The 21,940-nt window shown below is 71.2% G+C and carries 20 protein-coding genes; 8 read left to right on the top strand and 12 right to left on the bottom strand.

Going from position 1 to position 21,940, the window contains the following annotated elements; translation table 11 throughout:
- Positions 1-18: 18 nt before the first annotated feature.
- A complete protein-coding gene (locus tag D0T12_RS14455) occupies positions 19-1,425 on the top strand; it encodes a class II fumarate hydratase (protein ID WP_117400070.1) in 1,407 nt (468 codons plus the stop codon).
- Between the two features lie 22 nt (positions 1,426-1,447).
- Here D0T12_RS14455 and D0T12_RS35910 read toward each other — a convergent pair whose 3' ends face one another.
- The 11 genes from D0T12_RS35910 to mca all read right to left on the bottom strand — a co-directional run bounded on the left by D0T12_RS35910 (position 1,448) and on the right by mca (position 13,610).
- Positions 1,448-2,383, bottom strand: coding sequence for an aggregation-promoting factor C-terminal-like domain-containing protein (locus D0T12_RS35910; protein ID WP_199487456.1), 936 nt, complete (start codon positions 2,381-2,383; stop codon positions 1,448-1,450).
- A 506-nt stretch (positions 2,384-2,889) separates the two neighbouring features.
- Positions 2,890-4,281, bottom strand: a complete 1,392-nt coding sequence (locus tag D0T12_RS14445) for a PhoH family protein (RefSeq protein ID WP_117400069.1) — start codon at positions 4,279-4,281, stop codon at positions 2,890-2,892.
- Between the two features lie 72 nt (positions 4,282-4,353).
- Entirely contained in the window at positions 4,354-5,169 is an 816-nt protein-coding gene (locus D0T12_RS14440; protein ID WP_117400438.1) for an isoprenyl transferase, read from the bottom strand.
- A 269-nt stretch (positions 5,170-5,438) separates the two neighbouring features.
- Positions 5,439-5,960 carry a hypothetical protein gene (locus tag D0T12_RS14435; RefSeq protein WP_117400068.1) on the bottom strand — a complete coding sequence of 174 codons (522 nt, stop codon included), beginning with the start codon at positions 5,958-5,960 and terminating at the stop codon, positions 5,439-5,441.
- A 122-nt stretch (positions 5,961-6,082) separates the two neighbouring features.
- Positions 6,083-7,258, bottom strand: a complete 1,176-nt coding sequence (locus D0T12_RS14430; RefSeq protein ID WP_117400067.1) for a C40 family peptidase — start codon at positions 7,256-7,258, stop codon at positions 6,083-6,085.
- 221 nt (positions 7,259-7,479) lie between these two features.
- A complete protein-coding gene (locus D0T12_RS14425) occupies positions 7,480-9,465 on the bottom strand; it encodes a thioredoxin domain-containing protein (protein ID WP_117400066.1) in 1,986 nt (661 codons plus the stop codon).
- Positions 9,466-9,518: 53 nt separating this feature from the next.
- Positions 9,519-10,910 carry a dihydrolipoyl dehydrogenase family protein gene (locus D0T12_RS14420; protein ID WP_117400065.1) on the bottom strand — a complete coding sequence of 464 codons (1,392 nt, stop codon included), beginning with the start codon at positions 10,908-10,910 and terminating at the stop codon, positions 9,519-9,521.
- Positions 10,903-11,871, bottom strand: coding sequence for a ribonuclease Z (locus D0T12_RS14415; protein WP_117400064.1), 969 nt, complete (start codon positions 11,869-11,871; stop codon positions 10,903-10,905). The genes D0T12_RS14420 and D0T12_RS14415 overlap by 8 nt, the downstream gene beginning before the upstream one ends.
- Positions 11,853-12,443: a tetratricopeptide repeat protein gene (locus D0T12_RS14410; RefSeq protein ID WP_158581499.1), complete on the bottom strand. Its 591-nt coding sequence runs from the start codon at positions 12,441-12,443 to the stop codon at positions 11,853-11,855. Before D0T12_RS14410 ends, D0T12_RS14415 begins: the two co-directional genes overlap by 19 nt.
- Before the next feature lie 55 nt (positions 12,444-12,498).
- Complete coding sequence (locus D0T12_RS14405) at positions 12,499-12,747, bottom strand: hypothetical protein (protein ID WP_233526058.1); 249 nt, start codon at positions 12,745-12,747, stop codon at positions 12,499-12,501.
- Positions 12,747-13,610, bottom strand: coding sequence for a mycothiol conjugate amidase Mca (gene mca / locus D0T12_RS14400; protein WP_117400437.1), 864 nt, complete (start codon positions 13,608-13,610; stop codon positions 12,747-12,749). Before mca ends, D0T12_RS14405 begins: the two co-directional genes overlap by 1 nt.
- A 207-nt stretch (positions 13,611-13,817) precedes the next feature.
- Here mca and D0T12_RS14395 point away from each other — a divergent pair, with 207 nt between their 5' ends.
- A complete protein-coding gene (locus D0T12_RS14395; RefSeq protein WP_117400061.1) occupies positions 13,818-14,201 on the top strand; it encodes a DUF4307 domain-containing protein in 384 nt (127 codons plus the stop codon).
- Between the two features lie 238 nt (positions 14,202-14,439).
- Complete coding sequence (greA, locus tag D0T12_RS14390) at positions 14,440-14,940, top strand: transcription elongation factor GreA (RefSeq protein ID WP_117400060.1); 501 nt, start codon at positions 14,440-14,442, stop codon at positions 14,938-14,940.
- Between the two features lie 90 nt (positions 14,941-15,030).
- Here the strand turns inward: greA and D0T12_RS14385 are convergent, their stop codons facing one another.
- On the bottom strand, positions 15,031-15,528 hold the full coding sequence (locus tag D0T12_RS14385) for an Lrp/AsnC family transcriptional regulator (RefSeq protein WP_233526057.1): 498 nt from the start codon (positions 15,526-15,528) through the stop codon (positions 15,031-15,033).
- Between the two features lie 103 nt (positions 15,529-15,631).
- On the opposite strand from D0T12_RS14385, the gene hppD reads away from it, so the two are divergent.
- From hppD to D0T12_RS14360, 5 genes are all read left to right on the top strand, one after another.
- Entirely contained in the window at positions 15,632-16,723 is a 1,092-nt protein-coding gene (gene hppD / locus D0T12_RS14380) for a 4-hydroxyphenylpyruvate dioxygenase (RefSeq protein WP_199487455.1), read from the top strand.
- 131 nt (positions 16,724-16,854) lie between these two features.
- The gene (locus tag D0T12_RS37020) at positions 16,855-17,700 is read left to right on the top strand and encodes an RDD family protein (RefSeq protein WP_117400057.1); all 846 of its coding nucleotides are present in this window, start codon (positions 16,855-16,857) and stop codon (positions 17,698-17,700) included.
- 351 nt (positions 17,701-18,051) lie between these two features.
- The gene (locus D0T12_RS35335; RefSeq protein ID WP_158581498.1) at positions 18,052-18,549 is read left to right on the top strand and encodes an RDD family protein; all 498 of its coding nucleotides are present in this window, start codon (positions 18,052-18,054) and stop codon (positions 18,547-18,549) included.
- 157 nt (positions 18,550-18,706) lie between these two features.
- A complete protein-coding gene (locus tag D0T12_RS14365) occupies positions 18,707-20,287 on the top strand; it encodes a M1 family metallopeptidase (RefSeq protein ID WP_233526055.1) in 1,581 nt (526 codons plus the stop codon).
- Between the two features lie 206 nt (positions 20,288-20,493).
- Complete coding sequence (locus D0T12_RS14360; protein ID WP_117400436.1) at positions 20,494-21,930, top strand: M1 family metallopeptidase; 1,437 nt, start codon at positions 20,494-20,496, stop codon at positions 21,928-21,930.
- Positions 21,931-21,940: the final 10 nt, after the last annotated feature.

Here is a 21,940-nt window from a genome sequence, read left to right as displayed (position 1 = left end):
CGCGAAGGGGAGGCTTGCATGGACGAGCGGGAGTTCCGCGTCGAGCACGACTCGATGGGCGAGGTCCGGGTTCCGGCGGCCGCGAAATGGCGGGCGCAGACGCAACGCGCGGTGGAGAACTTCCCGATCTCGGGACGGACGCTGGAGCCCGCGCACATCGCCGCGCTCGGCCACATCAAGGCCGCCGCGGCGACGGTGAACGCGGAACTGGGGGTTCTGGACGCCGACCTCGCCGCCGCCATCGCCGAGGCCGCCCGCGAGGTCGCGGACGGCGGATGGAACGACCAGTTCCCGATCGACGTGTTCCAGACCGGGTCCGGGACGTCGTCCAACATGAACGCGAACGAGGTGGTCGCGACGCTGGCGGAGGAACGGCTGGGACGTCCCGTCCACCCGAACGACCACGTGAACGCCTCTCAGTCGTCGAACGACGTGTTCCCTTCGTCCATCCACATCGCGGCCACCGGCGCCGTCCTCGGCGATCTGATCCCCGCGCTGCGGCATCTGAGGGACGCGCTGGACCGCAAGGCCGCAGAGTTCGCGACGGTCGTGAAGGCGGGCCGCACCCACCTGATGGACGCGACGCCCGTGACGCTCGGCCAGGAGTTCGGCGGATACGCGGCGCAGGTCGGGCACGGCGTGGAACGGCTGGAGGCCGTCCTGCCGCGGCTGGCGGAGCTGCCGCTCGGCGGCACCGCGGTCGGCACCGGCATCAACACCCCGGACGGCTTCGGCGGCCTGGTCATCGCGGAGATCGCGCGGGCCACCGGGCTGCCGCTGACCGAGGCCCGCGACCACTTCGAGGCGCAGGGCGCCCGGGACGGCCTGGTGGAGGCGAGCGGCGCGCTCCGCACCATCGCGGTGAGCCTCACCAAGATCGTCAATGATCTGCGCTGGATGGGCTCCGGCCCGCGCGCCGGGCTCGCCGAGATCCGGCTGCCGGACCTGCAACCCGGCTCGTCCATCATGCCGGGCAAGGTGAACCCGGTGATCCCGGAGGCGGTCGCGCAGGTCGCCGCGCAGGTCATCGGGAACGACGCGGCGGTCGCGTTCGGCGGCGCGTCCGGCGCCTTCGAGCTGAACGTGACGCTGCCGATGCTGGCCCGCAACGTCCTGGAGTCGATCACCCTGCTGGCGAACGCGTCGCGGCTGCTCGCCGACCGCTGCGTCGACGGCATCGAGGCGGACGTGGACCGGCTCCGCGAGTACGCCGAGTCGTCACCGTCCATCGTGACGCCGCTGAACCGCTACATCGGGTACGAGGAGGCCGCGAAGGTCGCCAAGCAGGCGTTGAGCGAGCGCAGGACCATCCGCGAGGTGGTGTTGGAGCGCGGCTACGTCGACGAGGGGAAGCTGACCGTCGAGCAGCTCGACGCGGCGCTCGACGTACTGAAGATGACGGGCACGTCCCAGAAGCCCCGGTGAGCGCCCGGAGACGTGGGTCGGATCAGTACCAGCCGACCGCCTTGGAGTGCGACCACGCGCCGCAGGGGGTCTTGTAGCGGCCCTTGATGTAGCCGAGGCCCCACTTGATCTGCGTGGTGGCGTTGTTCTGCCAGTCGGGCCCGGCGCTGGCCATCTTGGAACCTGGGTTGGCCTGCGGAATGCCGTACGCCTCCGACGACGGGTTGTCGGCGTGGACGTTCCAGTGGCTCTCCTTGTTCCACAACTGCACCAGGCAACCGAACTGGCCGGAACCGGAGAACCCGTACCTCGGCATCAGCTTCTTGGCGATCTCCTGTGCCTCGCCCGCCGGAACCGGGTCACCGGTCGGGCCGCCGCCGCCGTTGCCACCGCCGCCGCCGTTTCCGGGCTTCTTGGTGGGGAGCGGCCTGCCCTTCGGGAGCAGGGACGGGCCCTTGCCCTCGTCCTCGCGCGCCTCGCGGGAGGCTCGGTCGAGCGCCAGCTTGCGCCGCTGCTCTTCCAGCACCTTCGGGTCGACCGTCGGCGGAGGAGCGGCGACGTTCCGCCTGTCGGGCTTGAGGGTCGCGCTGTCGCCGCCGGAGTCGCCGGTCAGCGCGAACGCGGCGACGGCGCCGCCGCCGAGCACCACCACGGCGCCCGCCGCGATGGCCACGACCCGCATGCCGCGTCTGCCGGAACCGTGCCCGCCGGAACCGTGCCCGCCGGAACCGTGCCCGCCGGAGCCGTCACGGCCCGAACGGCCGGAGGAGCGTGGACGGTCGGGGCCGCCGGGTGCGAGCTCGTCACGCGGCTCCCCGCCGGGGGCGCCGCCGCGGAACGGGTCGGCGGAGAACGCCTGGAAACCGAGGGTGTCGCCCGCGGGCACGCCGGCCTGACGCGGCACGCTGCCCGCGACCTTCACATCGTCCTCATGGGGCGAGGACGGCGAGGTGGGCGCGGACGGCGGTGCCTGCGGCATCGGGGGCGCCGCGAAGGGGTCGGCGGTCTGTACGGGCGTCCGCGAAGCCTGGGGGTCGAAGTCCTGTCGATCGTCTCGCCTAGGGGAGCCGGGATGCTCTCCGTACAAGGCGGTCCTTCCGGCGGTCGCACGCGCATGGACACGCGCACGAACTGGTTCCACCCCCTGCCCGTGGCGCGCGTTGATGGGGGGACGCGCTCCGACCCGGCACCGCTGGGGGGTGCTTACGGGGAGACACAATGCCCGAGGCCGAGGGTTGCTCCGCAACCGAATCGAGACGAAAGCTGCGGCTGTGACCGTTGTCAACTCGCCGGACGAACCGCCGAAACCACAACGAGAGCAGGGGTTCCGCGCCCCGGCCGCGGCACTTGTGACCTTCATCACAGATCACGCTAAGAGATCGGATGATCACATCGCGTGGCGCGATCGACGGGCGTTTCGAGATCACGAACCCCGGCGGTCGGCGCACGCCGGACCGCCGGGACCCGTCCCGTCTCCCTCCCCCGTCAGCCGATGACGTCGCCGAGCATGTCGGTGACCAGGGCGGCGATCGGCGACCGCTCCGACCGCGTCAGCGTCACATGCGCGAACAGCGGATGCCCCTTGAGCTTCTCCACCACCGCGGCGACGCCGTCGTGCCGCCCGACGCGCAGGTTGTCGCGCTGCGCCACGTCATGGGTCAGGACGACCCGGGAGCCCGCGCCGATCCGCGACAGCACGGTCAGCAGCACGCCGCGTTCCAGCGACTGCGCCTCGTCCACGATGACGAACGCGTCGTGCAGCGAGCGGCCCCGGATGTGGGTGAGCGGCAGGACCTCCAACATGTCACGGTCCACGACCTCGTCGATGACCTCCGGGGTCGTCACCGCCGAGAGGGTGTCGAAGACGGCCTGCGCCCACGGCGACATCTTCTCGTTCTCCGTGCCGGGCAGGTAGCCGAGCTCCTGGCCGCCGACCGCGTACAGGGGGCGGAACACCACCACCTTCCGGTGCCGCCCGCGCTCCATCACGGCCTCCAGGCCCGCGCACAACGCGAGGGCGGACTTGCCGGTGCCGGCCCGCCCGCCGAGCGAGACGATGCCGACGTCCTCGTCCATCAGCAGGTCGAGGGCGATCCGCTGCTCCGCGGACCGGCCGCGCAGCCCGAACACCTCCCGGTCGCCGCGCACCAGCTTCACGGACTTGTCCGGCTGCGTCCGGCCGAGCGCCGAACCGCGCTCCGACAGCAGCCGCAGGCCCGTGTGGCAGGGCAGGTCCCGCGCCTCCTCCAGGTCGGCGGTTCCCGACTCGTACAGCTCCTCGATGGTCGCGCCCGACACCTCCAGTTCCCGCATGCCGGTCCAGCCGGACTCGACGACGGCGAGTTCCGCGCGGTACTCCTCGGCGGTGAGGCCGACCGCGGACGCCTTCACCCGCATCGGCAGGTCCTTGGACACCAGGACGACGTCGCGTCCTTCCTGGGCGAGCCACGCGGCGACCGAGAGGATGCGGGTGTCGTTGTCGCCGAGCCGGAACCCGTCCGGAAGGACGGACGGGTCGGAGTGGTTCAGCTCGACCCGGAGCGTTCCGCCCTGGTCGCCGAGCGGCTCCCCGCCCGACACCGGCGTGACCGAGACCGGCTCGTCCAGCCGCCCGTGGCGCAGGCGCAGGTCGTCCAGCATGCGCAGGGCCTGCCGGGCGAAGTATCCGAGCTCGGGGTGGTGGCGCTTGGCCTCCAGCTCGGAGATGACGACGATGGGGAGTACGACCTCGTGTTCGGCGAACCGGGTCGGCGCCCCCGGGTCGGCGAGCAGGACGCTGGTGTCGAGGACGTACGTGCGCCGACCCGGGACGGTCGTTCCCGTCCCGCCGGACGGGTTCCCGGAGGTACCGGGACGGCGCGCGGAGGTAGTGGCCACTCGATCTCCCTGATCATGGGGGACGTTCGCGCGCCGGTCCGCCGCACGGGCGGTGGGGCCGGGAAAGGGCCGTCAGGAACCGTAGCGCCGGTGCCGCGCGGCGTAGGAGCGCATGGCCCGGAGGAAGTCGACCTTGCGGAAGTCCGGCCAGTGGACCTCGCAGAAGTGGAACTCCGAGTGGGCGCTCTGCCAGAGCATGAAGCCGGAGAGACGCTGCTCCCCCGACGTTCGGATGACCAGGTCCGGATCCGGCTGGCCGCGCGTGTAGAGATGCTCCGCGATGTGCTCCACGTCGAGGACCTCGGCGAGTTCCTCGATGCTGGTGCCCCGGCTCGCCTGCTCGATGAGCAGTGAGCGCACCGCATCAGCGATCTCACGCCTACCTCCATACCCAACCGCGACGTTCACAATCAGGCCGGGTGCGTCGGATGTGGCCTCACCCGCGTCTTTCAGGACACGTGCGGTCTTGTCGGGCAGCAGGTCGAGGGCGCCGACGGGCTTGACGTGCCAGCCGTCGGCGGCGAGCTTGCGGACGGTGTTCTCGATGATCTCCAGCAGCGGGTCGAGTTCCACGGCCGGACGGTTCAGGTTGTCGGTGGACAGCAGCCACAGCGTGACGTGCTCCACCCCGGCCTCCGCGCTCCACTGGAGCAGCTCGGAGATCTTCTGGGCGCCGCGCTGGTGGCCGGAGCTCACGTCGGTGAGGCCCATCGACCTGGCCCAGCGCCGGTTCCCGTCCAGGATCACGCCGACGTGCCGGGGGGTGACGTCCCTGGGCAGCGACGCCTCGACCCGGTGCTCGTACATCCGGTAGACGACGTCGCGGACGGCGGCGTACGGGCCGCTGCGGCGCAGGGAGGAGGCGAGCCGCCCGCCTGCCTGCCGCATGCCGCGGCCCATTCCGTCCCGTACGCCGGCGCGCGGCTTCCCCGCGCGCCGATCCGTGCGCCGAACCCCCATGTGGGCTTCCCTTCGAGCGGCCGTCCCTGGCGGGAGGACGCTCAATTATGGCCCGACGGCGCGACAAGTCTCACCGGCTTCTCCCCGTCATTTCCGTCAAATCAGGCTAACGGGTGGAGCGTTCCGATCCGGAGCGATGGCCTGCTCCGGCCCGGTCCCCGGCGAGCGCTGGTCGAGACCGGAACGGGAGCCGGGTCTCAGGCCTGGGGGCCCGCGGCGCGGGCGCGCTCCACGTGCTGCAACGCGCTGCGCAGCTCGGCCAGCCACGCGTCGGTGTTCTTGCCGACGAGCCGCACGCACCAGGCGAGCGCGTCGCTGCGGCTGCGGGCGACGCCGGCCTCGACGAGCGTGTCGAGGACGCGGCGCTCGGGCTGCCGGAGCCGGGTCATGACCGGCACCGACAGGGTGGTGAACATCTCCCGCTCCCCGCCGCACTCGACGCCCCAGGACACCTTGTGCCCGAAGCGGCTCTCGGCCTCGCGGGCGATGCCGATGCGCCGCTCGCGGGTCTCCTCGCGGAAGCGCTGGACATGCCCGGCGATCACGCCGGCGCGTTCGGCCTCGGACGCCTCGGCGGCGGCGGTCGGTTCGGGGAGGCGGCCGACGACGCTGACCTCCTCGCGGTCGAGGACGACCTCGGGCGGGCCCTCGAACCAGTCGTCCGGAAGCCGTCCGGAGAACCACCCGCGCAGCCGTTCCGCCGATTCGCTAGTAGCCATGTAATCAAAATTACAGCGCATGGTCCCGTCGGCGCCAGTGCGACGACCAGCGGTTCGTCGACTGTCGGTCCGTGACTGTGGGCCGCGTGGACCTCGACGCGAAGGGCTCTGTGCCGCAGGGGTCAGCGCAGGAGGCCGTTGGCCCGCTTCGGGCTCACCCGGACGGCGCCGCGCATGTTGCGGGTGTAGACGTTCTGCACCTGCACCACGGTGCCCCGGCGCGGGGCCGCGATCATCTTGCCGTTGCCCAGGTACAGCGCGATGTGGGAGATGTAGCCGGGCGCGGTCGGGTCGTTGGCCCAGATGAGCATGTCGCCCGGCTTCGCCTTCGCGTAGGGGATGACCCATCCGACGCGCGCCTGGTCGGCGGCGACGCGCGGGAGCCGGATACCGGCCTTCGCGAACGCGAACTGCATGAGGCCCGAACAGTCGTAGCCGCCCTCCGCCTCGGACTCCCCGCCCCAGACGTACGGCCAGCCGAGCCGCGTGTACGCGGCCTTGATCACCGTGCGCACCTGCTCGGCGGTCATCACGTCACCGCTCGGGACCTCACCGCCCGGGACCTCACCGCCCGCCGGATGGTCGATCCGCGGGTTGACCGCGACGGCCTTGGCCTGCTCCGGCAGCAACTTGCGGATCTTCTTGATGAACGTCTTCGGCTCGGTCTTCGGCACACTGACCAGCATCGCGTTGCCGCTCGGCATGCCGAGGTTCCGCGCGGTGGTCCGCGACACCACCGCGTCGATGTCGCCGATGCCCATCGTCGCGTACGCGCCGACCCGCAGCGGGGTCTGGCTCCACCGGCCGCCGACGGGCACCTGGCTGCCGAGCTCGACACCGCCGTCGCTGCCCATCGTGAAGGAGATCGCGACGTCGCCGGACGCCACGTTCCGCCACAGCGCGTCCGACTGGGCGGTGGGCTTCGGCGTGTAGTTGCGGAACGTGGACGGGTCGACGCCCAGCAGCCCGACCCGCTTGCCCGCGACCATGCCCTGCACCGCGTCCACGACCTCGACGCCCTGCACGCCCTTGATCCCGCGGATCTTCGCGACGACGTCGGCGGGAAGGGCGGACGGCGCGGCCACCAGCACGTGCGGCGTCAGCCGCCGGCCCAGCGGAGCGACCGCACCCGGCGAGAGCCCGGTGCTGTCGGACGCGGCCACGAACCGGGCGCGCCCGGTTCCGGACGTGGTGGCGTCACCGTCCCGCGCCGCCAGGACCACGACATCGGCGCCGAGAGTCGTCAGCACGGAGACACCGATGATCGTCGGTAGGACCCGCCGGGTCGACTTCCCCACTGCCACTCCCTGAAGTGCGCTCGGTACCCGTCTCCTTGACCCTGATCACCGACCCGCTCCGGACACGACTATGACGGAGTGGCGGGTCACCGTCCAGATACCCGGCGGGCGCACCGGCCACCCTCGTCCACGGATCCACGTCGGGTCAGCGTCACCCCAGCTACCTCGTAGCAACCGTAGGCGTAAACGAGATCAAGTTCACGCTGCCATAAAATGGAGGATCAATCCAATTGCCGACGTAGTTCCCGGTTCAGCTCCGCCGGGGACGTGACGGGCCGGCGGCAGACGAACCCGCGGCACACGTACGCGGCCGGGACCTGGTCCACCAGCCCGCGCCCCTCCAGCAGCGGGACGCCCACCGCGTCCGGCGGGCCCACGCTGACCACCGCGCCCGGCGCCACCGCCATCAGCGCGGTCCGGTGCAGCGCCTCGGTGCGCGCGTCGTCCGGGTCGCCGACCACCGCTATCTCCACCGGTCCCGCGGCGCGTGCCTCCGCGACTGCCAGCCCCCAGCCCGCGAACCGCGCGTGCTTGCCGGCGAGCGTTCCGGCCGGGGAGAGCGCCGCCTCCGCGGCCTGCCGGTGCCGGTCAGACGCGGTGAGCGCGGCGAACGACAGCAGCGCGCCCGCGGCGGCGAACTGCCCGGACGGTACCGCGTTGTCCGTCGGGTCCTGCGGACGGCGGAACAGCCGCTCGGCGTCGTCGGCGGTGTCGTAGAACCCGCCGGACCCGTCCCCGAACCGTTCGAGGACGGTGTTCAGCAGCTCCCCCGCCAACCGCACATGGCGCGGCTCGCCCGTGACCGCGTGCAGGGCGAGCAGGCCCTCGGCCACGTCCGCGTAGTCCTCCAGCACACCGGCGTTCGCGCCCGGCGTCCCGCCCAGCGACGTCCGCGTCAGGCGCCCCTCACGCAGGTGCACCTCGACCAGCAGCCGCGCCGCCTCCTCGGCCGCGCGGACGAGGTCGGGCCGGTCGAACAGGGCACCGCACTCGGCCAGCGCCGCGATCGCCAGCCCGTTCCATGCCGCCACGACCTTGTCGTCCCGCGCGGGAGGAACCCTGTGTGCGCGCGCCGCCAGTAGGGCCGTCCGGACGCGTTCGTAGCGTTCGACGTCTTCGGGGTCGTGCAGGAGCTGGAGAACCGACGTTCCGTGCTCGAACGTCCCCGTCACCTCGAACAGGCTCTCCGCGAAGGCCCCGTCCTCGTCCCCGAGCACCTCACGCAGTTGCGCGGGCGTCCACACGTAGTACTTGCCCTCGACGCCCTCGCTGTCGGCGTCCAGCGCCGAGGCGAGACCACCCTCGTCGGTCCGCAGGTCCCGGAGCATCCAGTCGCACGTCTCCAGCGCGATCCGCCGCGCGAACGGGGTTCCGGTCAGCCGCCACCAGTGCGCGTACACCCGCGCCAGCAACGCGTTGTCGTACAGCATCTTCTCGAAGTGCGGGACGACCCAGCCGGCGTCCACCGAGTACCGGGCGAAGCCACCGCCGAGCTGGTCGTACAGGCCGCCCCGGGCCATCGCCTCCAGCGTGTGCCCGGCCATGGTGAGCGCCTCGTCGTCACCGGTCCGCGCGTGGTGGCGCAGCAGGAACTCCAGCGCCATCGACGGCGGGAACTTCGGAGCGCCGCCGAACCCGCCGCGCGCCGCGTCGTACGACGCGGCCAGCGCCGTCACCGCGGTCGCGAGCATCTCCTCGCCGGGCGCCTCCGCCCCGCCGAGCCCGCCTTCCCGCGCGCCGAGCGCCTCGACGACCTGCTGCCCCTGTTCGGCGACCGCGTCCCGCTTCTCCGTCCACGCCTTGTGGACGGCCTGCAACAGCGCCCGGAACTGCGCCCGCGGAAAGTACGTGCCGCAGTAGAACGGATGCCCCTCCGGGGTCGCGAACACCGTCATCGGCCACCCGCCCTGGCCCGTCATGGCCTGGGTCGCCTCCATGTACACGGCGTCGATGTCCGGCCGTTCCTCCCGGTCGACCTTGACGTTCACGAACAGCTCGTTCATGAGCCGCGCGGTCTCGACGTCCTCGAACGACTCGTGAGCCATCACGTGGCACCAGTGGCAGGCCGCGTATCCGACGGAGAGCAGGACCGGAACGTCACGCCGGCGCGCGTCGGCGAACGCCGCGTCGCCCCACTCCCACCAGTCGACCGGGTTGTCCGCGTGTTGCAGCAGGTACGGGCTGGTCGCGTCCTTGAGCCGGTTCATGCCATCGATCCTGCCCGATCCGGACGCCGCTGCACGCCCGGACCGGACGGTCCCTATCCGCCGTTTCCGGATCCGCCGGTTCCGGCGAGGTCGGCGAGGGCGGCCTCGATGGCGCGGTGGAAGGTGGGATAGGCGTAGATCATCTCGCGGAGGGCGGCGGTCGGGGTCTCGGTGTGGACGGCGACGGACAGGAACCCGAGGATCTCGCCCCCGGACGGGCCGACCGCGGTGGCGCCGACCAGGGTGCCCCACTCGGTGTTCTCCACGAGCTTGATGAAGCCGTCGTTGCCGACCTTGTGGATGAAGCCCCGCGACGACTCGGGGAGCCGGGCCGTGCCGACGCGGACGGGCAGGTTCTGGTCGCGGGCCTGTGCCTCGGTGAGGCCGACGGAGGCGATCTCGGGGTCGGTGAAGGTGACGCGGGGCACCGCGCGGTAGGAGGCGGGCGCGCCCTCCTCGCCGAGGATGTCGCGGACGGCGATGGCCGCCTGGTACATCGACACGTGCGTGAACTGGCCCATGCCGGTGATGTCCCCGATCGCCCAGACTCCTTCGGCCGCGCGCATATGGCCGTCCACGGAGATCTGGCGGGCGTTCTCGTCCAGGCCGACGTGCGCCAGACCGAGGCCCCGGAGGTTGGGGCGGCGGCCCGTCGCGACGAGGAGCCGGTCGGCGCTGAGGTCCTGGTCCGCGTCGCCGTTCAGGCGCAGGGTGAACTCGCCGTTCTCGTACGTCACGGCGGTGACGTTCACGCCGGTGCGGACGCCGATGCCCTCGCGTTCGAAGACCTCGCGCAGGAGGGCGCCGGACTCCGGTTCCTCGTTGAGCAGCAGCCGGTCGGCGGCCTCGACGACGGTGACCCGGCCGTCGAAGCGGGAGAACACCTGCGCCATCTCGGCGCCGACCACGCCGCCGCCGAGCACGATCAGCGACTCGGGGGTCTCGGTGGCCTGGACGGCCTCACGGTTCGTCCAGTAGGGGGTGTCCGCCAGGCCGTCGATGGGCGGGGCCGTGGGGGAGGTCCCGGTGTTGAGGACGATGCCGCGGTGGGCGCGGAGCACCTGGCCGTTCACGGTGACCTCGGACGGTCCGGTGATACGGCCCTCTCCCCGGAGCAGCCGCACGCCCTTGCCGGTGAGGCGGTCGGCGGCGACCTTGTCGTCCCACGAGTCGGTCGCCTCGTCCCGGATCCGGGTCGCGACCGGCGCCCAGTCGGGACGGACGGTCGCGTCCCCGGCCATCCCCGGCACGCGGCCGCCCTCCGTCAGGAGCCCGGCGGCACGAACCATGATCTTGGTGGGCACGCAGGCGTAGTACGGGCACTCGCCGCCGACCAGGCGAGACTCCACGGCGGCGACGGACAGGCCCGCCTCCGCCAGCCTCCCCGCCGCGTCCTCGCCACCGGGTCCGAGTCCGATCACCACGACATCGACTTCGTCAGCCATGACCAAGATCCTGCCCAGCTTCCGGCCCGGTTAGGCGGCGCGGCGGCATCGCGATCCGGTCGAGATCGTGGACGAGGGTGATCTCACCGCCGAACACGGCGGCGGCCTCGTCCGCGAAACGCGGCTCGTCCTCGACGCGGTACCGCTCCGAGAAATGCGTGAGGACCAGGTGCCGGACGCCCGCCTCCGCGGCGGTCTTCGCGGCCTGCGCCGCGGTGAGGTGCCCGTACTCGACGGCGAGATCGGCGTCCTCGTCCAGGTAGGTGGACTCGATGACCAGCATGTCCACGCCGTCGGCCAGTTCACGCACGCCGTCGCAGAGCCGGGTGTCCATGACGAACGCGACCTTCTGCCCGGGTCGGCGGACGCTGCACTCCTCCAGCGTGACGGTCCTTCCGTCCGGCGCGGTGACACGGCCGTCCTCCTGGAGCCGCCGCACGAGCGGGCCCCGGACGCCCCGTGCGGCGAGCTCGGCGGGCAGCATCGTCACGCCGTCCGGTTCCTCCAACCGGTACCCGTACGCCTCGACCGGGTGGGACAGGCGCCGCGCGACCAGGCTGAACGGGGCGTCCCCGGTGTCGAGCGGCATCCGCTCCCCCGCGACGGGCCGTTCGCGGATCACGCCGGTGTCCCGGAAGGCGGTCGCGTGCCGCAGCCGCGCCCAGAAGTCGGCGCCGCTCGCGGGGAACGCCGCGTCCACCGGGTGCGCGACGCCGTCGCGGGCGATGCGCTGGACGACGCCGGGCACGCCGAGGCAGTGGTCGCCGTGGAAGTGGGTCACGCAGATCCAGGTGACGTCGCTCGCCGAGACCCCGGCGTGGGTCATCTGACGCTGGGTGCCCTCACCCGGGTCGAACAGGAGTCCGTGGCCGTCCCAGCGCAGCAGGTAGCCGTTGTGGTTACGGGCCTTGGTCGGCACCGCGCTTGCGGAGCCGAGAACGATCAATTCGCGAACCGACATTCCCCTATGGTGCCGACATCCGGGTCGAGGTGGGTGGCGCGGTCCAGGGCGGCGCCCTCCGCCGCGGAGTCGCCGCGCAGGCGGGCGGCGTCGGCGAGGTGGACGAACAGGCGGGCCTGCTCCTCGACGGCGCCCCGCCTCCGCATGATCTCCAGGGCCTGGCCGAAGAAGTTGATGGCGGCCATGGGACGGCGGGCGCGCAGATACGCCTCGCCCAGCGCGGTCAGGGCGCGGGCGCGGCCGTCGTCGTCGGGTTCGGGAAGGGCGGCGAACCCGTCCGGCAGCGGTCCGAGCAGGGCGATGGCGCGGTCGAGATCACCGGTCATGATCAGCGCGCGGGCGAGATCGCCGCGCGCCGACAGGATCGCGTGCGGGTCGCCGTCGTGTTCGGCGCGGCGCAGGGCGTCCTCCAGGGCGTCCCGCGCCTCCGCCCAGCGTTCCCGGTCCAGCAGCGCCAGGCCCTCGGCGTCCGGTTCACCGTCGCCGCCGGCCGTGGCGGCGAGATGGCGGTCGAGGTCGCGGCGGAGCGCGGCGTCCCGGTCGGCCTCGGACTCCTCATGGTTCGCGGGCACGTCCAAGGTCCTCCCCGGCCGTGCTCGGGAATACTCGCCGGAGCACTCGCCTCGCTCAGGAATCCTCGCCGTCCGCGGACGCCGCGCCGGACTTTTCGCTCCCGGCGGCCTTCGAAGCCTGGGCGCGTTCCCATTCCTGCTGCTTGAGGTCCGCCTCCCGGGGCGCCTGGATCTTCTTCATCTGGTTGGTCATCGACCGGACGAGGAAGACCGTCGCCGCCACCAGGGCGAGGAATACGACGAAGCCCAGGATTCCCGGGCTGACCGTGTCGTCGTTCAGCGGAATGGCGGTGAGGGCAGGCACTACGTACACACCTTTTCCCGGACTCCGGCGAACAGGTCGTTCTCCGGCAGTTCGGTGTCGACGAGGGATCTGGCCAAATGGTAGTCCTCGGTCGGCCATGCCTCGCGCTGGACGTCCATCGGGACGACGAACCAGAACCCGTTGGGGTCGATCTGGGTGGCGTGGGCGAGCAGGGCGCGGTCCCTGGTCTCGAAGTGCTCGGCGCAGGGGACGCGTGTCGTCACGTCCCAGTTCGCGCGGTGCTCCTGCTTCTCCTCGAACTCGTCGAGCCACTCCCCGTACGGCGACTCCATCCCGGCGTCCAGCATGCCGTGGTGCAGGGCGAGGATCCGCTCCCGGTTGAAGGTCATGTGGTAGTAGAGCTTCAGCGGCTGCCACGGTTCGCCGGTGCCGGGGTAGCGCTCCGGGTCGCCCGCCGCCTCGAACGCCTCCACCGACACCTCGTGGCACTTCACGTGGTCGGGATGCGGGTAGCCGCCCTTCTCGTCGTAGGTGAGCATCACGTGCGGGCGGAACTCGCGGACGGCGCGCACCAGCGGCTCGGACGCGGTCTCCAGCGGCTCCAACGCGAAGCAGCCGTCCGGCAGCGGCGGCAGCGGGTCGCCCTCGGGGAAACCGGAGTCGACGAAGCCGAGCCAGCGCTGCTGGACGCCGAGGATCTCCCTGGCCCGCGCCATCTCCTCCTCGCGGACCTTGCCGATGTCGGCCTTGATCTCGGGACGGTCCATCGCCGGGTTCAAGATGTCGCCGCGTTCGCCGCCGGTGCAGGTGACGACGAGGACCTCCACGCCGTCGGCGACGTACTTCGCCATCGTGGCCGCGCCCTTGCTGGACTCGTCGTCGGGGTGCGCGTGCACCGCCATGAGGCGCAGCGGCTCGTCCGCCCCGCCCAAGACGCTCTTTCCGGCCGTGCTGTCGGCCGTGTTCTCGACCGAGTTGTCGTCGATGACCTCGGACACTGAGGGATCTCCTGTTCGGACCGTGTTAGCGGACCCCGGTTCGAGGCACACGCCATGACAGACGAGAATTGTCCCTGACAACGTCGGCCCACCGCACGGAGATTCCCCGCCATGACGACAAGCGCGCCGGAGACACCGGCGTCCCCCCAGTCCCGGCGCGGGCGTCTCGGGCTGGTGGTCATCGGCGTCGTGACGGCGCTCGCCGCGGGCGGATTCGGGATCATCGCGGCGTACGCGGGGCAGACGCCCGGCATCGTCGCGCAGACGGTCACCTACGACATCGAGGACGCGTCGGTCGTGGTCAACTACTCGGTGGCCAAGGGGAAGGGCGACGAGGTGCGGTGCACCGTCGACGCCTTCGACAAGAACTTCGCCGTGCTGGACGCGCGGGAGGTGGCCGCGCCGGCGGGCAGGTCGAGCGTGGACGGGACGGTGACGCTCCGGACGACCCGACGGGCCACCGGGGCGAGAATTCACGCCTGCCGCACCGTCTGACGCACCCGCCGGACACCGAAGGGAAACCGGGGAAGAACACCGGAACGAACCCGGTTTCGACACCGATACGCCCAGTGAGGGCCGAGACACGATTGGCGGGTTGCAGACGCCGAGTTCAGGGAATCTTTACCCGCACACACCGGATAGGCTAGAGGTTTCACCTGGCCGCACTTCATGTCGATGTGACACCCGTTCCACACGGGCGGGCGAGATCGCAACATGTGGATGAGGAGTACCCGTGACCGAGACCCGCGCTGACAACGTCACCTGGCTCACCCAGGAGGCGTACGACCGGCTCAAGGCGGAGCTTGAGCACCTGTCGGGCCCGGGCCGCATCGAGATCGCTCAGAAGATCGAGGCGGCGCGGGAGGAAGGCGACCTGCGCGAGAACGGCGGCTACCACGCGGCCAAGGAGGAACAGGGCAAGATCGAGGGCCGCATCCTCCAGCTCCAGGGCATCCTGGAGAACGCCCGCGTCGGCGAGGCCCCCCGGACCGAGGGCGTCGTCGGCCCCGGTATGACGGTCACGATCTCCTTCGAGGGCGACGACGAGGAGGTCACCTTCCTGCTCGCGTCCCGTGAGGAGGTCGGCGCCCCCATCGACGTGTACTCCCCCAAGTCGCCGCTCGGCGCCGCGATCAACGGCAAGAAGGTGGGCGACAAGGCCACCTACTCCCTTCCCAACGGCCGCAGCATGACCGTCGAGATCCTCGACGCCACCCCCTACGGAGCCGACTAGCCTCCGCCCGGTCCGCGGGAGTCCCTTGGACCGCTCCGGATGTCGCCGCGCCGGTGCCGGCGGCCGAGGCTCGCCCGAGCCCGCCGCCGGTCAGGACCGGTTCGACGCCGCACGGACCAGCGGAAGCGTGCGGTAGGGAATCTGGGTGGCCAGGGAGATCACCGAGGACGCGCGCTCCACGCCCGCCACGTCCACGATCACGTCGATGACGCGTTGCAGGTCGGTGTTGCTGCGCGCCACGATCCGGCACAGCATGTCGCCCGGCCCGGTGATCGTGTGCGCCTCGATCACCTCGGGCACCTGCGCGAGCCGCGCCGCCACCGGGTCGTGCCCGCCCGCCTGGCGCAGTTGCAGGGTCACGAACGCCGTGACCGCGTAGCCGAGCGCCGCCGCGTCGATCTCCGGGCCGAAGCCCGCGATGACACCGTCCCGGGCCAGCCGGTCCAGCCGCGCCTGGACGGTCCCGCGCGCCACCTTGAGCCGCCTGGACGCCTCCAGGACGCCGATGCGCGGCTCGGCGGTGAAGAGCTCGATCAGCCGCCCGTCCAGTTCGTCGATCATCGCGCCGTCCCTCTCCGCCCTGGTCATGATGTACAGAGCGACCGGTCGACACCATGGCCCACTGTACAAATTGTCCAGCTTTTCAACTCACTCTTGCACACCTTGTAGGCGCATGCCGAGATTGGGTGACATGGATGAGTTTCCGGTCAAGGGCATGGACGCCGTCGTCTTCGCCGTGGGCAACGCAAAGCAGGCGGCGCACTACTACTCGACCGCGTTCGGGATGCGCAGGGTCGCCTACCGCGGCCCCGAGAACGGCAGCCCGGACGAGGCGGTGCATGTACTGGAGTCCGGCGGAGCCCGGTTCGTGTTCCGCGGCCCGGTGAAGGCGGGCACCGATCTCGGACGGCACATCGCCGCGCACGGCGACGGCGTCGTCGACCTCGCGATCGAGGTTCCCGACGTCGACGCCGCCTACCGTCACGCCCTGGCGCGGGGCGCCACCGGGCTGGAGGAGCCGCACGTCCTGGAGGACGAGCACGGCAAGGTGACGATCGCGGCGATCGCCACCTACGGGGAGACCCGCCACTCGCTGGTCGACCGGTCCAACTACACCGGTCCGTACCTGCCGGGGTTCGAACCCGCCGACCCCGTCGTGGCGCCGCCGGAGAAGCGGTTCTTCCAGGCGATCGACCACTGTGTCGGCAACGTCGAGCGCATGAACGAGTGGGCCGACTTCTACCACCGGGTCATGGGGTTCACCGACATGGCCGAGTTCGTCGGCGACGACATCGCGACCGAGTACTCGGCGCTGATGTCCAAGGTCGTTGCGGACGGCACCCGCAAGGTGAAGTTCCCGCTGAACGAACCGGCGGAGAGCAAGCGCAAGTCGCAGATCGACGAGTACCTGGAGTTCTACGGCGGGCCCGGCGTCCAGCACATCGCGCTCGCCACGAACGACATCCTCTCGACCGTCGACCGGATGCGGGCGGCGGGCGTGGACTTCCTGGAAAGCCCCGACTCCTACTACGAGGACCCTGAGCTGCGTGCGCGCATCGGCGAGGTGCGGGCGCCGATCGAGGAACTTCAGAAGCGCCGGATCCTCGTCGACCGGGACGAGGACGGCTACCTGTTGCAGATCTTCACCAAGCCCGTCCAGGACCGGCCGACGGTCTTCTTCGAGCTGATCGAACGGCACGGTTCGCTGGGCTTCGGCAAGGGCAACTTCAAGGCGCTGTTCGAGGCGATCGAACGGGAACAGGAGCGCCGCGGCAACCTCTGAGACCCTCCGCCGAGCCCCTTCACCGAGACCTTCCACCGCTCGGGGGAAGACCGGCCCCGGACGTCCTCCGTCCGGGGCCGGTGTTCGTCGGCCCGCACCGTTCGCCCCGTTTACCGGCACACTTGGGGCCCATGAACGAACCGCCTGAGAACCCCCGGCCCGCGGGCGGCGATCCGGAGACCCCGGACCCGCAGGCCCCGGGCACCCCCACCACGGACGGCGCGTCGGACCGTCCACCGCCGTACCAGGGCACGTACGGCGACCAGCCCGGCCAAGCGCGACCGGGAGTCGCGCCCGGTCAGCAGGTACCACCGGGTCAACCGCTGCCCGCCGCGCCACCGCTGCCCGGATACGGCGGCCCCCACCCCGGCCACGGCGGCCCGCAGGACCATCTGGCGGGACGCGGCGCGCGGCTCGGCGCCGGAATCCTGGACGGTCTGCTCCTCAGCCTCGTGGCGGTGCCCGCCGTCCTGTTCTCCATCCGCTGGGACAAGCTGAAGGAGTCCGTGGACTCCGGTGAGCCGATCAGCGACCCGATGGATCTCTACAACATCCCGAGGCTGCTGATCGGGTACGCGGTCGCGTTCCTGCTGGGCTTCGCGTACTACACCGTGCTGCACGCGAAGTGGGGTCAGACGCTCGGCAAGAAGGCCGCCGGCATCCGGCTGGTGAAGGCGTCCGACTACTCCGCGGTGACCTGGGGACAGGCGCTCGGCAGGCAGGCGTTCGTGTACGTCATCACGATCGTGTCCTCGGTGCTCAACCTCCTGGTGCCCGCCGCGGCGATCCTCGGGCTGGTCGGCCTGCTCGACCTCGCCTGGATCCTGTGGGACAAGCGGCGGCAGGCCCTGCACGACAAGGTGGCCGGGACGGTGCTCGTCAAGGCGGCGCCCTGGATGCCGAACCCCTACGCACCGGTTTCGGATTCCCACGCACAGAACCCTCACGCGCAGGACGCCGGACGTCCTCCCGCTTGATCACCCTTTCGCAACATTTCTCCTGCTCCGGACGCGGCGAGGTTTGGACGGCGGTGGCGTGGCCACGCTGACGACATGACGCAACCGCCGAACGACCCCGCGTCCGGGGGAGGGCCGGAGGATCGGCCGTACGGCCGGCAGCGGCCCGAGCGACCAGGACCCCAGGGCGGGCCGCCCTACGGGTCCGAGCAGGGACCTTACGGGGGCCAACAGCCCTACGGGAGCCAGCAACCGTACGGTGAGCAGCAGCCTTACGGAGGCCAGCAGCCCTACGGGAGCCAGCAGCCGTACGGAGAGCAGCCTGGGCACGGGCAGCCGGGTTACGGTCCCCTGCCCGCATACGGCGGCGGCGTGGGCGACTATGTCGATCCGGCCCAGGGGATGGCGTCCCGCTGGGCCCGGCTGGGCGCGGGCCTCGTCGACCTCGTCCTACTCGGGATCGTGTCCGTTCTGATCTCGATCCCGTTCGTCGACTGGAACCGGGTGTTCGACCCGGAACCCGGCGAGTCGATGTACAACGGCGCCCAGGTGGGGACGAACGCGATCAGCGTGGTCCTGGCGTTCCTCTACTTCTGGCTGATGCACGCGAAGCGGGGGCAGACGCTCGGCAAGATGCTGCTGCGGATCCGCGTCGTCCGGGCGGAGGACCGGGGGGCCATCACCACCGGACAGGCCGCGGGACGGTCCGCGTTCTACGGCGTGCTCGGCGGCGTCTGCGGTTGCATCGGCCTGATCGACGTCCTGTGGATCCTCTGGGATCCGCGCAGGCAGGCCCTGCACGACAAGGTGGCGAGCACCGTCGTCGTCAAGGCCGAATCGCACGATCCCGACCCCTACGCCGGCCGCTGAGGTCGTGCCGCGCGGTGCCCGCCGCGTGCCCGCCGAGTCGCCCGCCGAGTTGCCGGTGTGGGCTCGGCACGGGCAGGCTTGCCCCGTGCATATGGCCGGAAACTCCCCCAGTCCACGCCGTCACGGCTCGCGAGTCGCGTTCCGCGGTGCCGCGGGCGTGGCCGCTCTCGCCGTCGCGGGTTCATTGAGCACGGCCTGCCAGATCGTGTCGTTCGACGACGGTGGGGGGACGTCCGACCCGTCCTCGGGGCCGGCCGTGACCGGTCCGGCGGGCCCGGCGACGGCGGGCGACGCCTACGTGCCGGGCAACGGCAACGGCGGCTACGACGTCCAGCACTACGCGCTGAAACTGACGATCACCCCGGACGGCGCCAAGCAACTGGACGGCACGGCGACGATCACGGCGGTCGCGACCGAGCGCCTCGCCCGGTTCAACCTGGACCTGACCGGCCTGGACGTGTCGTCGATCACGGTGGACGGCGCCCCGGCGCGGCAGCAGCGCGGCGGCGACGAACTGGAGGTCACGCCCGCGAAGCCGCTGGAGAAGGGCGCGAAGTTCACGACCGTCGTCGCGTACTCGGGGACGCCGGAGCCGGCGTCGGACCCGGTGCTCGGCAGGTACGGCTGGATCCGCACCCCGGACGGCGTGTTCGTGGCGTGCCAGCCGAGCGGGGCGCACACCTGGTTCCCCAGCAACGACCACCCGAGCGACAAGGCGACGTTCGACTTCGAGCTCACGGTGCCGTCCGGCCTGACGGCGATCGCGAACGGCACCCCGGAGACGCCGCCGGCCAGTTCCGGCGGGACGCCCGACCTCCCCGGAGCCCCGCCGAGCCTGCCCACCGGTCCCCCGCTCCCGCCGGACACGCCGCCCACCGGAATTCCGACCCGGCCCGGCCCGGAGATCAGCCCCATCGCGCACCACGCCGGCGGGACGGGGCACACGACGGCGAACACCGGGGTCAACACCAGGGCGACCACCACGTCCAAGTGGCGTGTCGAGGCGCCGATGGCGACCTACCTCGCGACGATCGACGTCGGACGGTTCGGCGTGCGGACGGGACGCACGGCCGGCGGCATCCCCGTCATCACCGCAGTCGACCCGACCGTCAGCGCTAACCTCGACACCTTCCACCGGCTGAACTCCGAGATCACCGACGAGTGGGTGAAGGTGTTCGGCCCCTACCCCTTCTCCTCCACGGGCGGTCTGATCGACAACGCGGACGTCGGTTTCGCGCTGGAGACGCAGACGCGCCCGGTGTACGGGTCGTTCGGCCTGCAACCGACGATCGTCGCGCACGAGCTGGCGCACCAGTGGTTCGGTGACAGCGTCAGCGTCACCAAGTGGCAGGACATCTGGCTGAACGAGGGCTTCGCGACCTACGCCGAATGGCTGTGGGAGGAGCGGAGCGGCGGGCAGACCGTCCAAGAGCAGTTCGACCTGCGCTACGGGAGTCCGCGGGCGGGCGAGCTGTGGGACGTGCCGCCCGGCAATCCGGGCCGCAAGCAGATGTTCGGCCGGTCGGTGTACGACCGTGGCGGGATGACGCTGGTCGCGCTGCGCGGCAGGGTCGGCGAGGACGTCTTCTACAAGATCCTCCAGGCGTGGACGAAGGAGCGCAGGCACTCCAGCGGGACGACGGCCCAGTTCATCGCGACGGCGAAGCGGATCTCGGGGAAGAACCTCGACGCGTTCTTCGACGACTGGCTCTACCAGGAGGGCCGCCCCGCCAAGTGACGGGGTGAACGTCCGGAGCGGCGTCCCGTTTGTCCCTGAAAGGGCACAAACCGATGATCCGATGCCGGAACCGGCCACGGAAACCGCCCTCCCACGGGGGTTTTGGGACCGGTTCACGCTTGCCTCAGCCGTGTCGCACAAGAAAGTCTTGATCACGGTATGGCGCCTGACGGGGGCCGCCAGCCATGGACACGGAGGAAGGTTCGATGAACACCACCCCCAGAGTCCTGGCGACCGTGGCGCTGGGCGCCGCCACGGTCCTCGCCGTGTCGGCGGTGCCCGCGGTCGCCGCCGCGGATCGGGAACGCGCCCGGTTCTCCCCGGGGGCGCCCGGCGCGGGCGACCCCTACTTTCCCGACATGGGCAACGGCGGCTACGACGTCGCCCACTATGACATCGGTCTGAAGTACGACCCGGCGACGAAGGGCATCCAGGCCGTCACCCACCTCAAGGCGCGGGCGACGGCGAACCTGTCCCGGTTCAACCTGGACTTCCTCGGACCGCTCACGATCTCGTCGCTGCGGGTGGACGGCCGGACGGCGACCTACCAGCGGACCGGCGCGCAGGAACTGGTGATCACGCCGCGGAAGGGGCTGCGGAAGAACCGCCACTTCACGGTGACCGTCGCCTACTCCGGCGTACCGCAGACGATCAAGGACCCGACGCTCGGCACGTCCGGCTGGATTCCGACGTCCGACGGCGCGGTGATGCTGAACCAGCCGTTCGGCGCGGCGACGGTGTTCCCGGTGAACGACCACCCGACCGACAAGGCGACGTACACGTTCGTCCTGTCCACGCCCAAGGACCTCACGGCGCTGGCCAACGGCGACCTTCGCGGGAAGTGGACGCGGAACGGCTGGACGACCACGCGGTGGGTCATGGGCCGTCCCATGGCCAGCGAGCTGTCGATGCTGGCCATCGGCAAGTACGACGTCCTCGCCGGAAAGACGGACACCGGCGTGCCGAACCTCACGGCCGTCGACCACTCCCTGAGCGTCAAGCCGGACGACGCCGAGAAGTTCCACGACCAGACGGCCACGGTCACCGACTATCTGGCGTCCCTCTACGGCCGCTACCCGTTCACCTCGACGGGCGGGATCGCGGTGAAGGCCGGGGTCGGCTACGCGCTGGAGACGCAGGGTCGTCCCGTGTACGACCTGGGCCGGACGCCGGGCGGCATTCCACGGGGCACGCTCCTCGCCCACGAGATCGGCCACCAGTGGTTCGGGGACGCGGTGTCCCCGGTGCGGTGGGCGGACATCTGGCTGAACGAGGGGTTCGCCAGGTACTCCGAGTGGCTGTACTCCGAGAAGTTCGAGGGCACACCCGTGCAGGAGAGCTTCGACGCCGTCTACGAGACGCCTTCGGATGACCGCCTGTGGAGGGGCAGGGTCGCCGACCCGGGCCGCGACAACATCTTCGGCAGCCTCGTCTACGACCGCGGTGCGATGGCGCTGCACGTCCTGCGGACGACTGTCGGTGACAGGACGTTCTTCCGGCTGCTCAAGGCGTGGCCCGCAGAGTACATGCACGGCAACGCCTCGACGGCGGACTTCGTCCGCTTCGCCGAGCGGCTGTCGCGCAAGGACCTGGACGGCTGGGCGCGGACCTGGCTCTACTCCGAGGGCAAGCCGACCCTGTAGCGAAAGCCCG

Source organism: Actinomadura spongiicola, from assembly GCF_003432485.1.
In the GTDB taxonomy this organism is placed as follows: domain Bacteria; phylum Actinomycetota; class Actinomycetes; order Streptosporangiales; family Streptosporangiaceae; genus Spirillospora; species Spirillospora spongiicola.
Note: the sequence above shows the minus strand (reverse complement) of the source record. Positions and strands in the feature narration are given on the sequence as shown.

Excerpts from the sequence above, each read along its gene's own strand:
- D0T12_RS37020 (WP_117400057.1), top strand. The coding sequence starts at position 16,855 with ATGAACGAACCGCCTGAGAACCCCCGGCCCGCGGGCGGCGATCCGGAG.
- D0T12_RS14385 (WP_233526057.1), bottom strand. The coding sequence starts at position 15,528 with ATGACCAGGGCGGAGAGGGACGGCGCGATGATCGACGAACTGGACGGG.
- D0T12_RS14360 (WP_117400436.1), top strand. The coding sequence starts at position 20,494 with ATGAACACCACCCCCAGAGTCCTGGCGACCGTGGCGCTGGGCGCCGCC.
- D0T12_RS14395 (WP_117400061.1), top strand. The coding sequence starts at position 13,818 with ATGACGACAAGCGCGCCGGAGACACCGGCGTCCCCCCAGTCCCGGCGC.
- D0T12_RS14415 (WP_117400064.1), bottom strand. The coding sequence starts at position 11,871 with ATGTCGGTTCGCGAATTGATCGTTCTCGGCTCCGCAAGCGCGGTGCCG.
- hppD (WP_199487455.1), top strand. The coding sequence starts at position 15,632 with ATGGATGAGTTTCCGGTCAAGGGCATGGACGCCGTCGTCTTCGCCGTG.
- mca (WP_117400437.1), bottom strand. The coding sequence starts at position 13,610 with ATGGCGGTGCACGCGCACCCCGACGACGAGTCCAGCAAGGGCGCGGCC.
- D0T12_RS14440 (WP_117400438.1), bottom strand. The coding sequence starts at position 5,169 with ATGCGGCAGGCAGGCGGGCGGCTCGCCTCCTCCCTGCGCCGCAGCGGC.
- D0T12_RS14420 (WP_117400065.1), bottom strand. The coding sequence starts at position 10,910 with ATGGCTGACGAAGTCGATGTCGTGGTGATCGGACTCGGACCCGGTGGC.
- D0T12_RS14455 (WP_117400070.1), top strand. The coding sequence starts at position 19 with ATGGACGAGCGGGAGTTCCGCGTCGAGCACGACTCGATGGGCGAGGTC.
- D0T12_RS14425 (WP_117400066.1), bottom strand. The coding sequence starts at position 9,465 with ATGAACCGGCTCAAGGACGCGACCAGCCCGTACCTGCTGCAACACGCG.
- D0T12_RS14435 (WP_117400068.1), bottom strand. The coding sequence starts at position 5,960 with ATGGCTACTAGCGAATCGGCGGAACGGCTGCGCGGGTGGTTCTCCGGA.
- D0T12_RS35910 (WP_199487456.1), bottom strand. The coding sequence starts at position 2,383 with ATGCCGCAGGCACCGCCGTCCGCGCCCACCTCGCCGTCCTCGCCCCAT.